We start from the raw sequence: 13,612 nt of genomic DNA on the forward strand, positions 1-13,612 counted from the left end.
GGTCGCGACTCACGTCGCTCTTACAGGAAACTCGAGCTGACGCAGCGAGACCGACACGACGCGGTCGCGGCTTGTGACCGCAGGAAATCCCTGTGGGACGCCGCGCCTATCCTTTGAGTTTCGTGCCATGCGGCACGTCCCGGCTACCCGCTCACACGTCGCCGTCGACCAGCCAACCCTCGCCGGTGCCGCGCTGGAACACGGTGTCGGTGGCGAGGACGTCGCCGGCCGGGATCGAGTCCTGGGCGGCGAGGCGGTCGTAGATCGGGGTGAAGTCCGGTTCGGTCGCCCGCATCAACTGCTCGAAGCTGTCGATGACGAAGTAGGTCTTCTGGTAGGTGTCGATGCGGTAACGCGTGCGCATGATCCGCTCCAGATCGAAGCCGATCCGGTTGGGCGCGGGAGACTCCAGGCAATGGATCGATTCGCTCTTCGACGAGACGATGCCGCTGCCGTAGATGCGCAGGCCGTCGGCCTGCTTGATCAGGCCGAATTCCACCGTGTACCAGTACAGCCGGGTCAGATGGACCAGCGCCTCGGGGTTGATGCCGTGCGCTTTGACGCCGCCGCGGCCATAGGCCTCCATGTAGTCGGCGAACACCGGGTTCATCAGCAGCGGCACATGGCCGAACAGGTCGTGAAACAGGTCCGGCTCGGCCAGGTAATCGATCTGCTCGGGCTTGCGGATCCACCAGGTCACCGGGAAACGGCGGTTGGCGAGGTGGTCGAAGAAGGTCAGCTCCGGCAACAGGCCCTCGACGCCGATCAGCTCCCAGCCGGTGTGCGCACGCAGCACGCGGTTGAGGTCCTCGAACTTCGGGATCTGCTGCGGGCTCATGTGCATGGCCCGCTGCGCGGTCAGGAACTCGTCGCTGGCCCGGCCGACCAGTACCTGCTGCTGGCGCTCGAACAACTGCGCCCACACCGCATGGTCCTGGCTCGAATACGACGCCCACGGCTGCTCGATCACGGCGGTCGTATAGACCGGCACGTAGCCCTTGTCGGTGAGCTGGTGTTCGACGCGCTGCGGGGTGGCGGGGGTCATGGCCGTGGGGCTCCTGGAACGTCCCGGACAGTCGGGGACCAGATGACTTTAACCGCGCTGCGGCGCAATAAGCTTGCGTTGTTGCGCGTAAAAGCCTAGTTGGCGCAAGATTATTGCGTAATTACCGAAGAGGGCGCTGAATGTGGCCACTGTAGAACTCGATCGTACCGACATTGTCCTGCTCGCCGAACTGCAGCGCGACGGCCGCCTCACCAACGCCGAGCTGGCCGAGCGCGTACACCTGTCGGCTTCGGCCTGCCTGCGCCGGGTCCAGCGCCTGGAACGCGAAGGGGTGATCTCCGGCTACCGCGCCGAGGTCGATCCCGAGCGCCTCGGCCTGGGCCTGCAGGCCTTCGTGCGGGTGCGCCTGGGCCGCCACGACAGCGAAGCGGTCGCGGCCTTCGCCGAGTTCGTCGAAACCTGGGACGAGGTCGTGGCCTGTTACGCGCTGACCGGCGACATGGACTATCTGCTGCAGATCGTCGTGCGCGACCTCGAGCATCTGTCGCGCTTCCTGCTCGATCGTCTGCTCAACCAGGCCGGCGGCGCCGACATCAACTCCAGCCTGGTGCTGCGTACAGTCAAATCCTTCCGCGGCCTGCCGTTGCCGTCGCGCTGACCAGGTCGCCGTTATCGGCGGGCGCGGCCTCCGGGTCGTCGTCGGGATCGTCCTGGGGGTCCGCTTCGGGTTGAGCGGCCGGCGGTGCGGGCTTGGCGGGCGCGCCTTCGTCTTTCAGCAGATCGATGCGTTGCCCGCTGCCTTCGATCGCCACTTCGATCAGCGAATAAGTCCAGCGATCGGCCTCGCGTTCGCCCTTGATGTAGAGCCGGGCCTCGCCCTTGGGGCCGGTCAGCGGCACCGACAGGTCGGCATGGCCGCTCGCGTTCTCGGTGCTCAGCGTGCCCTGGATCATGCTGCCGGTGCGCAGCGGGGTGCCGAGTGCGGCCACGACCTCGGCATTGCCTTCGGCCAATGCGATGGCGTGCCGGTACGGTTCGCTGGCTTTCATCACCCCCGACAAGCCCTTGATGCCCAGGCCGATGACGCCGACCAGCAACAGGCCGGCGAGCAGGATCAGGGTCAGGCAACCGCTCGGCACCGCCCACTTCCAATTGCGGCCCCACCAGCCGGGGTTGGGACGATCGTCGTTCATGGCGTGCTCCGCGGAGTCGGTCGGCGGTCAGTGTCGCCGCGAATGGTATTGCTGGCCAGCGGAGCCGCCGGACGAGCGCCGCGTCGTTGCTTCAAGCGCCTTCGATCGCCGCCAGTGCCGCCGCACGCGCGTGCAGGGCGGTGGTGTCGAACAAGGGGATCTCGACATCGCCGGCGCCGATCAGCAGGCCGATCTCGGTGCAGCCGAGGATCACGCCCTGCGCGCCGCGCGCGACCAGGCCGGCAATGACCTCGCGATAGGCCTGCCGCGACTCGTCGCGAATACGTCCCAGGCACAGCTCCTCGTAGATCACCCGGTGGACGAGTTCGCGGCCGGCCGGGTCGGGCACGATCACGTCCAGGCCGTGGCGTTCGACCAGACGCTGGCGATAGAAATCCTGCTCCATGGTGAAGCGCGTGCCGAGCAGGCCGATCCGGCTCAACCCCGCCGCGCGGATCGCCGCGCCGGTCGGGTCGGCGATGTGCAGCAGCGGCAGGCCGGAGGCGGCTTCGACCGCATCGGCGACCTTGTGCATGGTGTTGGTGCAGATCACCAGCAACTGCGCGCCGCCGTCGCGCAGCGAGCGTGCGGCCTGGCCGAGCAGCACGCCGGCCGCGTCCCAGTCGCCGGCGTGTTGCAGGCGTTCGACCTCGGCGAAATCGACGCTGTACAGCAGCAGCTTGGCCGAGTGCAGACCGCCGAGGCGCTCGCGTACGGTTTCGTTGATCAGCCGGTAATACGGCAGGGTCGATTCCCAGCTCATGCCGCCGAGCAGGCCCAGCGTCTTCATCGCGACTTGGTTCATCGCCGCAGTATAGCCATGCGTTCGCGCGGCCTCGGCGCGCGCGGCGGCGCTCAGCGCGTTGCCGCGGCGCCGGTCGACGATGCGCCCGCATCGAGGCTGCCGAAGCGCTCGCCGAAGAAATCGCCGGCGTTCCAGCTCGGCCGCTGCGGCGCGTCGGCGATCGACTGGCCGATGCGCGCGTTGAGCCGGGCCAGGCGCGCGGCATCGCCGTACTGGATCGGCTGGCTCGTATCGTCGCCGGGTTGGTGATAACGCTCGCTCAGGAAATCGCGCTGGTGTTGGCCGGCATCGACGCCGGACTGCTGCGCCTTCACCCCGCCGGTCAGATACACCGCCGGCACGCCGGCGCGGATGAAAGCGAACTGGTCGCTGCGGATGAACACGCTTTCCTGCGGCGAGGGATCCGGCGACAGGCTTACCCCGACTTCGTCCGCGGCCCGGTCCAGCACCGCCTGCAGGCTGGAATGCTCGACCCCGATCGGCACCACGTCGCGGGTCGGCACCAACAGCACCGGCATGTCCATGTTGACGTTGGCGACCAGCGAGTCGCGCGGCACGGTCGGATGCCGCGCATACCATTCCGCGCCGAGCAGGCCTTTCTCTTCGGCGGTCACCGCGACGAACAGCAGCGAACGCTTCGGCGGGGTCTTCGAACGCGCGAGCTGCTGCGCGGCTTCGAGCATGATCGCCACGCCCAGGGCGTTGTCGAGCGCGCCGTTGTAGATCGCATCGCCGTGCACCGGCGCGCCGATGCCGATATGGTCGAGGTGGGCGCTGAACAGCACGTGCTCGCGCTTGAGCGCGGCATCGCTGCCCGGCAACAGCGCAACCACGTTGCGCGATTCGGCCGGCTCGATGCGGGTCTGCGCCGACAATTCGATCGTGCCCGGCAGCTCGAAGCCGCGCAGCTTGCCCTCGCGCGCATCGCGGAACAGCGCCGCGGCAGTATGGCCGCCGCCATCGAGCAAAGCGCCGGCGCTGGCCGCGCTGACCTGGGCGATCACCTGCAGTTGCGGGAAGGTATCGAGCGGGCGCCCGTCGGCATCGCGCAGACGCATGCCGGGGCGGGCCCAGTTCTCGGCGCCGCGCGCCCAGGGCTGGCGCTTCTCTTCGTCGTCGGTGGACACGATCACCGCGCCGATCGCGCCGCGCTCGACCAGCGCGGCGAATTTTTCCCGGAACGAGCTGTAGAACGCGCGCCGGTCGGTATCGAAGCGCGGCGGTGCGCCGTGGAACAGCACCGCGATCTTGCCGCGCAGGTCGACGCCGGCGAAATCGTCCTGCTTGAGTTCCGGCGCACGCACCGCTTGTCCGACGAACACCGCCGCCGCGGTCACCCGCGCGTCGCCACGGTCGAAATTGAGCTGCGGCAGGAACTGCTCGCGGAACTTCAGGGCGGTGGCGGCACCGTCGCGGCGGATCACCAGCGAGCCGCCGTCGTCGACGCGTTTCGCGCGCAGCAGCGGCACGCGTTGGAAGTAGCGGCCGTCGTCGCCGGCCGGGCGCAGCCCGATCGCGCGCAGGCGTTCGGCGACATACAGCGCCGCCAGGTCGTAACCGCGTGTGCCGGCCTCGCGGCCTTCGAGCAGATCGTCGGCGAGAAAGCGCAGGTCCGATTCGATCCGGCGCGCGTCGGCGCCGGCGCTTTCGTCGTAGCCGTCCGGTGCCGGCGGCGGTGGTGCGGCGCGCTGGCAGGCGGCGAGGGTGGCGATCAGGCAAAGACCGACGACGGACCAGAAGGGCGAGTAGCGCATCGATTCCCCAAGCGATGAGGTCGCGGAACCCCGCGACGGACGGCTGCGGACTGCGCTGGCGACGCTACCACCGTGGGGTGGCGGCGCCAAGGTGAGGGGTCGGGTGTTGTGGTGGGGGGAGCGGGGCAGAGCAAGAGCCAGCAGAGCCAGAGCAAATCCCCCCTACCCCCCTCTTTCAAAGGGGGATCGGTGCGCGTGGGGCTTGGGGTTGCGTGGCCTTCTGGAGCGGGGAGCGTTCTTCGGGAGGCTATGGTCATGCCACCCGCCACCCGCCACCGTCGAATGTCGAATGTCGAATGTCGAATGTCGAACGCGAATCGCCAGCCGCAAGTCGTTCCCACCGGACAGATAAGCGTTGCTGTTCCCCCCTTTGACAAAGGGGGGCTAGGGGGGATTTAGCTTTTCGCGCGCAGCGGCGTCGAGTAAGAGAGGACCACCGCTCAATCACCGAGCCAACCGCAAGCCGTTCGCGGTTGGCCGTATCGGAGTGCTCGTTCCCTCAGCGTCGAGGGGCCGAGAGATTCGACTCTCTCGGCCCTCAACTCCGCCAAGGATTGTTGTTGAGGTCCTTCGCCCGCGAATCGAACACGTCGCGGGCATCGAGGAACAGTTCGCCGTCGCGCTGGGAGTTCGCGAACAGGTGGTAGATCGTGCCCATGCGCTGGCTGTAGCTCTCCCAATGATTGGTGTCGGCGTTCTTGATGTCGGTCTCGTCCTCGTTGTTCGGGTTGCCGTCGAGGCCGTTCAGGCGCGTGCGTACTTCGTCGGCGAGCTTGATCGTGCGGCCGTCGGCGGTGACGAACTCGCGGCCGGAGTCGAAGTTGACCCGGTTGCCGGAGTTCTTCATGTCCAGGTTGAGGTTGATCTCGCGGCCGCCCTTGCCGTCGCGGTCGGGCACGTGCAGGTCGATCCAGTGCTCGCCGAAGCCGCCCGGATTGACGATGCCGAAGCCGCGCATGCCGTTGCTGATGTCCTTGTTGATGATGTCCTGTTCCTGCAGGCCGATCAGGCTGTTCGCGTACAGCATCAACTCGCCGCGGTGGTCCTTGGAATCGGCGAGCTGGGCCGGGTCGGTGATCGCGGCCTCGCCGTCCTTGAGCTTCATCGAGTCGTAATAGGCTTTGAAGGCGTTCTTCATGTCGAGCTGGGTGTCGCGGCCGTCGGTATAGGTCAGCTCGCGGCCGGCGTATTTGTTCTCGAAGCTCGACCAGAACTGCTCGAAGCTCATGTCGCGGTTCTTGCCGCCGCCGAAGGTGTCGACGAAGTGCTTGAACGAGGGCGAGATGTCCGAGCTCAGCATGGTGTTGCCGACCGACAGCCAGTACTTCGGGTTGCCGCCCATTTCGCCGAGGGCGATGCCGAGGGTGCCGTCGAGGTTGCGGCCGATTTCGTCGGAGGCCCATTGCGCGAACGTCGCCCAGTTGGCGTTGTCCTTGCCGAGGATCTCGCTCATGCCGGTAGAGAGCTCGTGATACTGCTCGGTCACGCGTTCGTTGCGTTCCATCCGATCGGGATAGGCCAGCAACAATTCGCCGCTGGTATGCAGGCCGTCGTCGGCGAGGAAGGCGCTGCGCATCGCCATGAGCTGTTCCTTGCTGAATTCGACCTCGCCTTCGTAGACCTTCGCATAGCCTCCGCCCGAAGCGACGTAGTCGTTGACCAGGCTTTCGTACCAGTCCTGATGGCTCTGCACCGCCTTTTCGAAGCGCTGCATCAGCGCCTGATTCGCGTCGTTGGTGATGAAGGTCTGCATCTCGCAGGAGCTCAGGCCGCTGAAGGCGACCATGGCGCGCCTGAAACCGCCGTTGTCGTTCAAGTTCTGCGCGTCCATGTACTGGCCGATCAAGCCCGGGTTTTGGCTGCCGCGGACGAAGCCGGCGTCGATCTTGCCGGCGTCGATCTGGCCGCGGTCGATGCCTTCGGCGAAGGCCGCATAGACCTCGCTCTTCTCGTGCTGCGAAATGTCGCCGTCGCTGGTCATCCAGTTGAGGCGGTCGGAGTGCATCCACGACTTGAACGCGCCGCCGTCGCGGTCGAGGATGGTGTTGATCAACTCGGCCTGGAACTCGCGCGACTGGCCGCTGATCTCCTTGGCGAACACGTCCATGCGCTTTTCGTAGTTGTCCTTCCTGAAATCGCGGTCGCCTGCGTCTAGGACGCGGTCGGCGGCGCTGTCGACCTGCTTGGGGTCCGGCGCCTGCGCCTGGACGGTGGTGACCGAAGGTGAGGAAACCGGGTCGTAGGGAATCATGCGCACGCGCTCGCGAAGAGGAAGGCGGGCACTGTGAGCCGCAAGCTGAATGCGGCCAACTAGGGCCATTCCCAGACTTTTCGATACTGCGATGACGGTCGCGAAAGTCGAGCGTCCACGCGATGTGCGGCGATGGCGATCGTCATATCGCTGCGCCGACTGCCGCGCCCGCGCACGGAAGAGTGCGAAGCCGGTCCCAAAGACGCGATTTGCCGCGGAAAACCTGTCCGAGCGCAGCGCATGCACGCGTTGGTCCAGAGGCTCACCCACAACGAGGAGTCGATCATGTCCAACGCACGCACGTCCATCGTCGCCGCCTACTGCGAAGGTCTGTTCTCCAAGACCGATGGCAAGGGCTATGTCCAGGGACTCAAGACTTCCGGTTTCAATACGGCGATCCTGGCCCTGGCGCATGTGCACTACCAGGACAAGTCGCCGCCGGCGCCGGACAAGTACAAGGGCGACCTGTACTACAACGACCTGGAGATCTTCTCCAACGGCCAGTACGTCGGTCCGCCGGAATGGGTGCCCCTGGTCAACTCGCTGACCCTGGGCGCGACCGGCATCGAACGTGTCTGGCTGTCGATCGGCGGCGGCGGGGTCGGCGATTACGGCAACATCCAAAAGCTGATCGCCGAGTTCGGCAACGGCGAGAAGAATCCGCTGTTCCAGAACCTGGTCGCGTTGAAGAAAACCTTCCCGGCGATCGAGGCCGTCGACCTGGACGACGAGGAAATGCAGAGCCAGAAGCTGATCGTCGACTTCAGCCGCATGCTCGGCAAGGCCGGCTTCAAGGTCACCTTCTGCCCCTACTACAACCCCGAGTTCTGGGTCGGCTGCGTGGCCGAACTGCAGAAGACCGATCCCGGCCTGGTCATCGGCTTCAACCTGCAGTGCTACTCCGGCGGCGCCGGCAACGATCCGGAAGAGTGGATCCAGGCGCTGCAGCAGACGCTCGGCAGCGGCTTCCCGGCCAGCTTCGTGATTCCCGGCGTATCCACCGACTCGACGCCGAACCAGGTCCAGCAGCAGTACGCGCAATGGGCCAGCGACGGCATCGGCGGCGGCTTCCTGTGGACCTACGAATCGGCGGACACGCAGGCGCCGGACTACGCCTCGGCGATCGCCACCGGCGTCGGCACGGCCGCGGCATTGCGCGGCTCAGTCGAAGTAGAACGACGCCCCAAGACCTCCCTGTAGATCGGGGCTGTTGCGGTCCAGGCCGACGTCGAAGGACGCGTCGAGCTGCACGCGCGGGGTCGCCATCCAGGTGACCCCGCCGCCCGCGACCGAGGTGGTCGAGGCGTGATCGCTGTGCGACATACCGGCTTCGACATAGACCGCGGTGCGGTCGCTGAGCGCGAAGCTCAGGCTCGGCGACCAGGTCCAGGTGTCGGCGCCGTCGCTGCGGTCGAGGTTGAAGTACAGCGCGCCGGCGACGCGCTCGTTGAAGTCGTAGCCGAGCGTGGTGCCGAGGGTGTATTGGGTCGCACCGTTGCTGAAGTCGCGCGCGCCGCTGGCGGCGGTGACCGCGCCGAGCACGGCCCACGAAAACGCCCCGTGCGAGGACGGCAGCGCGACCTTGACGGCAAGGCCGGTGTCGCCGGCGCCGTGGCGCGAGCGGCGGCCGTCGCCGTCGCGTTCGCTCAGCCGGTTGTAAGCCGAGGTCGCCAGTTGCAGCTCGACCCGCTCGCTCAGGCCCAGGCGCAGATTGGTGTTGGCGCTGTAGAGCCGGCTGCGGCGGCCGCCGTCGTCGTTGCGCTCGAAATCCGGCAAGCCCTGCTCCCAGGCGAAGGCGCCGCGCGGCAGGGTGTCGGTCGAGAACGAGATGCCGGGCCGGTCGAACGAAGGCGGCTCGGCCGCGTCGGAGGTTTGTGCCGCCGCCGGCGCGGTTGCGATAGTGAGCGTCGCGGCGATTGCGGCGACGACGGCCCCCCGCACGTGCGCCGCGGCAAGCGCGGCAGCAGGCCTCACGGCTTGATCCACTGACCGCGCTGCATCTCGCAAGCCTGCTTGATCGCGGCGATCTGCGCGGCGTTGCGCTTGTAGTAGTAGATACGCGCCTTGGCGTTCATCGGCGAATCGCAGATCGCGACCGCGCCCGAGGGACAGGCCGCGACCGGCCGCGCCGAGACCTGGCCGCCGATCTCCGCCAGACCCGGCAGCGAGCTGTTGCATTGCGGCTTGGGCGCGCCTTCAGAGGCCGGCGGGTCGGTCTCGGTGCATTCGTTGATGATCTGGCCGAGGACCTGGCCTTCGATCATGCAGGCGCTCTTGGCATAGACGAGCGGCGAGGCGGCGAGCAGGAGGATGGCGGATGCGATGAGGCGGCGGCGCATGGCGAAGGGCTCCGGAGGCAGCGGGAAAGATCGGGCAGCGTGCGGTTCATCTGCATGGATGCCAAGTCACTTTAACGCGCCGACGCAGGGGCACGCGAGCGAAACGAATCGGCTCCGATGGCCCGGCCGCTAACGGTTTAGGGCCATAACTGCACCGATAGCACGTGCCGGTACACCCGCAGAGGCCGGTTAGGGGGACGGCGCCCGGCGACGGCCGAGTTCTCGACTCGAACCGCAGGAAAATGCCAGAGCTGACCGTCGGGTTGATCGAGGCGATTGGGTGGGCCGAGCGCGCCTCGCAGGGCCTGTGCGCTCTCGCGAAAATCCGGCTTGAGTGCGCGCCAGCGAGGCTTCCATCGGAAAAGTTGCACTTCGCTCAGCGTCGATCGAGTGACGAAGTCGAACCAGAACGGCGCGGTGTAGCCGAACAAGGTGAAGCGCAGTACCGATGGACCGTAAACGCATTCTTCGAATCGATCGCGCGGTATCAGGTCGAACAATTCGGGCTGAGTGATGCGCCAGGGAATCGTAAGCCCGTACTCAGGCACCGGAATGCCGGCGCTAGGATCGTAATGAAAGGGCATCGCTCGAAGGGGCTCGGCTTGAGCCGGAATACGGAGAGCCAGTCCAGTATAAACCTGAGTGAAAGCGATGCCGGGGTACGGCTACTCCTCGTGCCTCTGCCGCGCCGGAAACTCCAAGACCACGCCGCGTTCGCCATCGACCGGGCGGTTCCACAACACCGGCACGCGTTGCGGGCTCGGCGGTTCCAGTTCGTCGTGGGCCGGCACCAGCTCTTCGTCCTCATCTTCCCAGCTGTAGCGCTTGCGTGGCGGCAGCGGGTCGCGCAGGCGGAACGCGAAGGCCGCGATCACGCCGGCGACCGCGCCGCCCAGGTGGGCCTGCCAGGACACGCCGATCTCGCGCGGCAGCACGGTCAGCAACATGCCGCCGTAGAGCAGGAAGGCGATCATCGCCGCGGCGATCGAGGGGCGGTCGCGGCGCAGCAGGCCGAGGGTCAGGACCAGGAACATCAGGCCATGCGTTAGGCCGCTGGCGCCGAGGTGATAGCTGCCCGGATCGCCCAGCAGCCAGGCGCCGAGCCCGGCGCCGAGCCACAGGATCGGCAGCGCGCGCAGGGTCGCCTTCGGGTAGACCGCGCCCGCCAGGGTGCCGAGCAGCAACAGCGAGGTCGCGTTGGCGGCCAGGTGCTCGATCGAGCCGTGCAGCAGCGGCGCGGTCAGCAGGCCGACCAGGCCCTCGGCCGACCACGGCTGGACGGTGAAGGCGCGCACGTCGAACTGGCCCTGGGCGGTGAACACCGCGATCAGCACCAGGACGAAGGCCAGGCTGGCGTTGAGCGCGCGCATCAGCCGGCTGCGGTCGGCTTTGCGCTGGGCCGGGGTGTCGGGGATAGGGGCTTCGGTGGGCAGGTGCATATCACCGAGATTGGCACCGCCCGGAAGGAATACAAGCCGCGTTCGTCGGGCCGGTTTGTCCCGCCAGCGGGATGGCGGCGGGGCCGGGCGGCCCAAGCCGGGCGAGGCGGAGGCCCGTCCCCGGTAGAATGGCGGGATGAATAACGAACTCCCCACCGTACGCCTCAAGAACGCCTGGAAATCCACCCACCCCTGGATCTTCCAGCGCCTGGTCGACAAGCCGGCCCAGCGCCCCAAGCCGGGCTCGATCGTCAACGTGCTCGGCGTCGACGGCGATTGGATCGGCCGCGGCTTCTACAACGGCCACTCGCGCATCGCCCTGCGCATGCTCGAAAACGACCCGGACGTCGAAGTCGACGCCGACTGGTTCGCGCGCAAGATCGCCGCGGCCGTGTCGCTGCGCCGCGACGTGCTCAAGCTCGACGAGGTCAGCGACGCCTGGCGCGTCGTCCACAGCGAAGGCGACGGCCTCAGCGGCCTGGTGGTCGACCGCTACGGCGATCTGCTGGTGGTCGAATACTTCAGCGCCGGCGCCTTCCGTCACCGCGAATGGATCTACGACGCGCTGCGCCAGCAGTTCCCGGGCTGCCGCTTCTACGCCTTCGCCGACGAGCACGTGCAGAAGCAGGAGAGCTTCGACTTCCGCGGCACCGAGGCGGTGCCGCCGGCGACGATCACCGAGTACGGCATCAAGTTCCGCGCCGACCCGGCCGGCGCGCACAAGACCGGCTTCTTCGCCGACCAGCGCGACAACCGCGAATGGCTGTCGCAGCAGGTCGCCGGCAAGCGCGTGCTCGACCTGTGCTGCAACACCGGCGGTTTCGGTGTGTACGCCAAGGTGCGCGGCGCCGAGGAAGTGGTCGGCGTGGACATCGATGCCGACGTGATCAACATCGCCAAGGCCAACGCCAAGCTCAACGGCGCACAGGTCAAGTTCGTTCAAGCCGACATCTTCCCCTACCTGCGCGACGTCGCGAACGCCGGCGATCTCTACGACGTGGTGATCCTCGACCCGGCCAAGATGACACGCGACCGCGAGCAGGTGATCCCGGCGCTGAAGAAGTACCTCGACATGAACAAGCTGGCACTGGGCGCGCTCAAGCCCGGCGGCCTGTTCGCGACCTTCTCGTGCACCGGTCTGGTCAGCGAGGACCAGTTCCTCGACATGCTGCGCCGCGCCGCGTTCTATGCCGGGCGCACCGTGCAGGTGCTCAAGGTGTCCGGCGCGGGCGCCGATCATCCGTGGCTGGCGCAGGTGCCGGAGTCGCGGTATCTGAAGGCGGTGTTCTGTCGGGTGTTGGACTGAGCCGATTGCCAGGTTTGTAGTGCGTCGCTCCCTCTGTAGGAGCGGCGTGCTACTGGATTTCCTTCGGTCATAAGCCGTGACCAAGGGACGCGCAGGGGGCGCCTAGCCGCCGTCATTGGGCGAAGCTTTGAGCTGCCGCAGGGTAGGAGCGACGCGAGTCGCGACCGCGTTGCTCGCCGTTGCGGCGCTTTTTTGCCGCAGAGCGATGAAGCAAGATCAATAGCAAAGCTTCCGTCCGCTGACGCGGCCGGGTTACTTTCTTTTGCTAAGCCCAAAAGAAAGGTAACCAAAGAAAAGGGCTCTCCTTGCAAGGGCACAGGCCACGAGTGCGATGCCGGCGCCGGGATTTTTCGATAGGACATCCTTGTCCTATCGAAAAACGGCGCACGTCCTGTGCGCCGCCCTCCGGGTCTCCACTTGACCGGCAAAGCGGCAAAGCAGATCAAAATCGCGGCAACGGCAACGGCAACGGCAACGGCAACGGCAACGGCAACGGCAACGCGGCCGCTCTTGGGTAAGAGCGGCGCGAGCCGCGACCGCGAATCTCGGCTGACGAAAATCGCTCGAAGCCATCTTGATCCAAAGCCCTTAGCTCTGGCTCTGGCCCTGCGTCGCCGCGCACTGGCGAAGGCAATAGAAGACCCGGAGGGCGGCGCGCAGGGATGCGCGCCGTTTTTCATCGGGACAGGGATGTCCCGTATGAAAAATCCCTGCGTCGGCATCGCTCGTGCGGGCCTGTGATTCAAAACAAAGCATTTTTCTTTGGTTACCTTTCTTTTGTTGCTTTAGACAAAAGAAAGTAACCCGCCGCTTTAGTGGCGGAAGCTTTTGGCGTTTGATCTAGATCTTGATCTTGCGGCAACGAGACGCCGCGAGACCGTTACAGCGCGGTCGCGGCTTGCGCCGCTCCTACCCTCGCGAAAGTGCGCCGCTTCGATGGGCCACGTCGGCGTTGTCGTCTCTACGCGTCCCTTGGTCGCGACTTGCGTCGCTCCTACCCTGGGGCTAGGGCCGATATCGGCGCGAGATTGAGAGGGCGCGGTCGCGACTCACATCGCTCCTGCAGGGGGCGATTCCTAGTGCCCCTCAAGCGCGCGCCACGCCGCCAATACCTCAATCCCGCCACCACAACACCGCCGGCGGGTCGTCGGGCAGGGCGAATTCGAGGCGCTTCAGGGCGTCCAGGTCCAACCCGGGCAGGTGCACGCTCATCGCGGTCGCGACTTCGCGGTAGCCCGGCCAGTCGGTACGCAGCTCCAGGCTGTCGCCGCTTACGGTGCCCAGCTCGACGAAGATCAGCTTGCGGTCGACCACGTCGATCGCATAGCCGTCGATGCCGTCGATATCGGCCCAGCGGATGCCGTGGACACGGCCGGCGCCATCGTCGCGCCAGATGCCGCGCGGGTCGGCGTAGAGCCGGGGAGCTTGCGGGTCCATGCATGCGATCCTTGCGGTGGCCGGCCGGCGAAGCCGATCGGGGCGAATCCAGATTGGCACAGTTCCCGGCGGCGGTTCGGTT

The 13,612-nt window shown here is 66.7% G+C and carries 14 protein-coding genes; 4 read left to right on the forward strand and 10 right to left on the reverse strand.

The genetic code is table 11. The features are described 5' to 3' along the window. Positions 1–151 precede the first annotated feature (151 nt). Complete coding sequence (phhA, locus tag LC490_RS02425) at positions 152–1,045, reverse strand: phenylalanine 4-monooxygenase (RefSeq protein ID WP_223619173.1); 894 nt, start codon at positions 1,043–1,045, stop codon at positions 152–154. Between the two features lie 142 nt (positions 1,046–1,187). On the opposite strand from phhA, the gene LC490_RS02430 reads away from it, so the two are divergent. Then, positions 1,188–1,664 (forward strand): Lrp/AsnC family transcriptional regulator, encoded by a 477-nt coding sequence (locus LC490_RS02430; RefSeq protein WP_031373986.1) that lies wholly within the window; start codon positions 1,188–1,190, stop codon positions 1,662–1,664. Here LC490_RS02430 and LC490_RS02435 read toward each other — a convergent pair. The 4 genes from LC490_RS02435 to LC490_RS02450 form a co-directional block, all read right to left on the reverse strand. Continuing rightward, positions 1,627–2,199, reverse strand: coding sequence for a cytochrome c oxidase assembly factor Coa1 family protein (locus LC490_RS02435; RefSeq protein WP_223619174.1), 573 nt, complete (start codon positions 2,197–2,199; stop codon positions 1,627–1,629). The genes LC490_RS02430 and LC490_RS02435 overlap by 38 nt on opposite strands. Positions 2,200–2,290: 91 nt before the next feature. Beyond that, positions 2,291–2,989 carry an aspartate/glutamate racemase family protein gene (locus LC490_RS02440; protein ID WP_223619295.1) on the reverse strand — a complete coding sequence of 233 codons (699 nt, stop codon included), beginning with the start codon at positions 2,987–2,989 and terminating at the stop codon, positions 2,291–2,293. A 65-nt stretch (positions 2,990–3,054) separates the two neighbouring features. Beyond that, on the reverse strand, positions 3,055–4,758 hold the full coding sequence (locus LC490_RS02445) for a M20/M25/M40 family metallo-hydrolase (protein WP_223619175.1): 1,704 nt from the start codon (positions 4,756–4,758) through the stop codon (positions 3,055–3,057). A 538-nt stretch (positions 4,759–5,296) separates the two neighbouring features. Continuing rightward, positions 5,297–7,009 (reverse strand): hypothetical protein, encoded by a 1,713-nt coding sequence (locus tag LC490_RS02450; protein WP_223619176.1) that lies wholly within the window; start codon positions 7,007–7,009, stop codon positions 5,297–5,299. Positions 7,010–7,294: 285 nt separating this feature from the next. On the opposite strand from LC490_RS02450, the gene LC490_RS02455 reads away from it, so the two are divergent. Then, on the forward strand, positions 7,295–8,209 hold the full coding sequence (locus LC490_RS02455; protein WP_152566403.1) for a hypothetical protein: 915 nt from the start codon (positions 7,295–7,297) through the stop codon (positions 8,207–8,209). Here the strand turns inward: LC490_RS02455 and LC490_RS02460 are convergent. From LC490_RS02460 to LC490_RS02475, 4 genes are all read right to left on the reverse strand, one after another. After that, positions 8,171–8,983: a transporter gene (locus LC490_RS02460; RefSeq protein ID WP_223619177.1), complete on the reverse strand. Its 813-nt coding sequence runs from the start codon at positions 8,981–8,983 to the stop codon at positions 8,171–8,173. The genes LC490_RS02455 and LC490_RS02460 overlap by 39 nt on opposite strands. Next, the gene (locus LC490_RS02465; protein WP_031373979.1) at positions 8,980–9,348 is read right to left on the reverse strand and encodes a hypothetical protein; all 369 of its coding nucleotides are present in this window, start codon (positions 9,346–9,348) and stop codon (positions 8,980–8,982) included. The genes LC490_RS02460 and LC490_RS02465 overlap by 4 nt, the downstream gene beginning before the upstream one ends. A 137-nt stretch (positions 9,349–9,485) precedes the next feature. Next, positions 9,486–9,932 (reverse strand): hypothetical protein, encoded by a 447-nt coding sequence (locus LC490_RS02470; protein ID WP_152566402.1) that lies wholly within the window; start codon positions 9,930–9,932, stop codon positions 9,486–9,488. Between the two features lie 81 nt (positions 9,933–10,013). Then, entirely contained in the window at positions 10,014–10,787 is a 774-nt protein-coding gene (locus tag LC490_RS02475) for a rhomboid family intramembrane serine protease (protein ID WP_223619178.1), read from the reverse strand. 136 nt (positions 10,788–10,923) lie between these two features. On the opposite strand from LC490_RS02475, the gene LC490_RS02480 reads away from it, so the two are divergent. Continuing rightward, the gene (locus tag LC490_RS02480; protein WP_031373977.1) at positions 10,924–12,093 is read left to right on the forward strand and encodes a class I SAM-dependent rRNA methyltransferase; all 1,170 of its coding nucleotides are present in this window, start codon (positions 10,924–10,926) and stop codon (positions 12,091–12,093) included. A gap of 417 nt (positions 12,094–12,510) precedes the next feature. Continuing rightward, positions 12,511–12,834: a hypothetical protein gene (locus tag LC490_RS02485; RefSeq protein WP_223619179.1), complete on the forward strand. Its 324-nt coding sequence runs from the start codon at positions 12,511–12,513 to the stop codon at positions 12,832–12,834. Between the two features lie 372 nt (positions 12,835–13,206). On the opposite strand, the gene LC490_RS02490 is transcribed toward LC490_RS02485, so the two are convergent. Then, positions 13,207–13,530 carry a hypothetical protein gene (locus LC490_RS02490; RefSeq protein ID WP_031373848.1) on the reverse strand — a complete coding sequence of 108 codons (324 nt, stop codon included), beginning with the start codon at positions 13,528–13,530 and terminating at the stop codon, positions 13,207–13,209. Between the last annotated feature and the right edge of the window lie 82 nt (positions 13,531–13,612).

It is taken from the genome of Lysobacter sp. ESA13C, assembly GCF_019970005.1.
Lineage (GTDB): Bacteria > Pseudomonadota > Gammaproteobacteria > Xanthomonadales > Xanthomonadaceae > Lysobacter > Lysobacter antibioticus_B.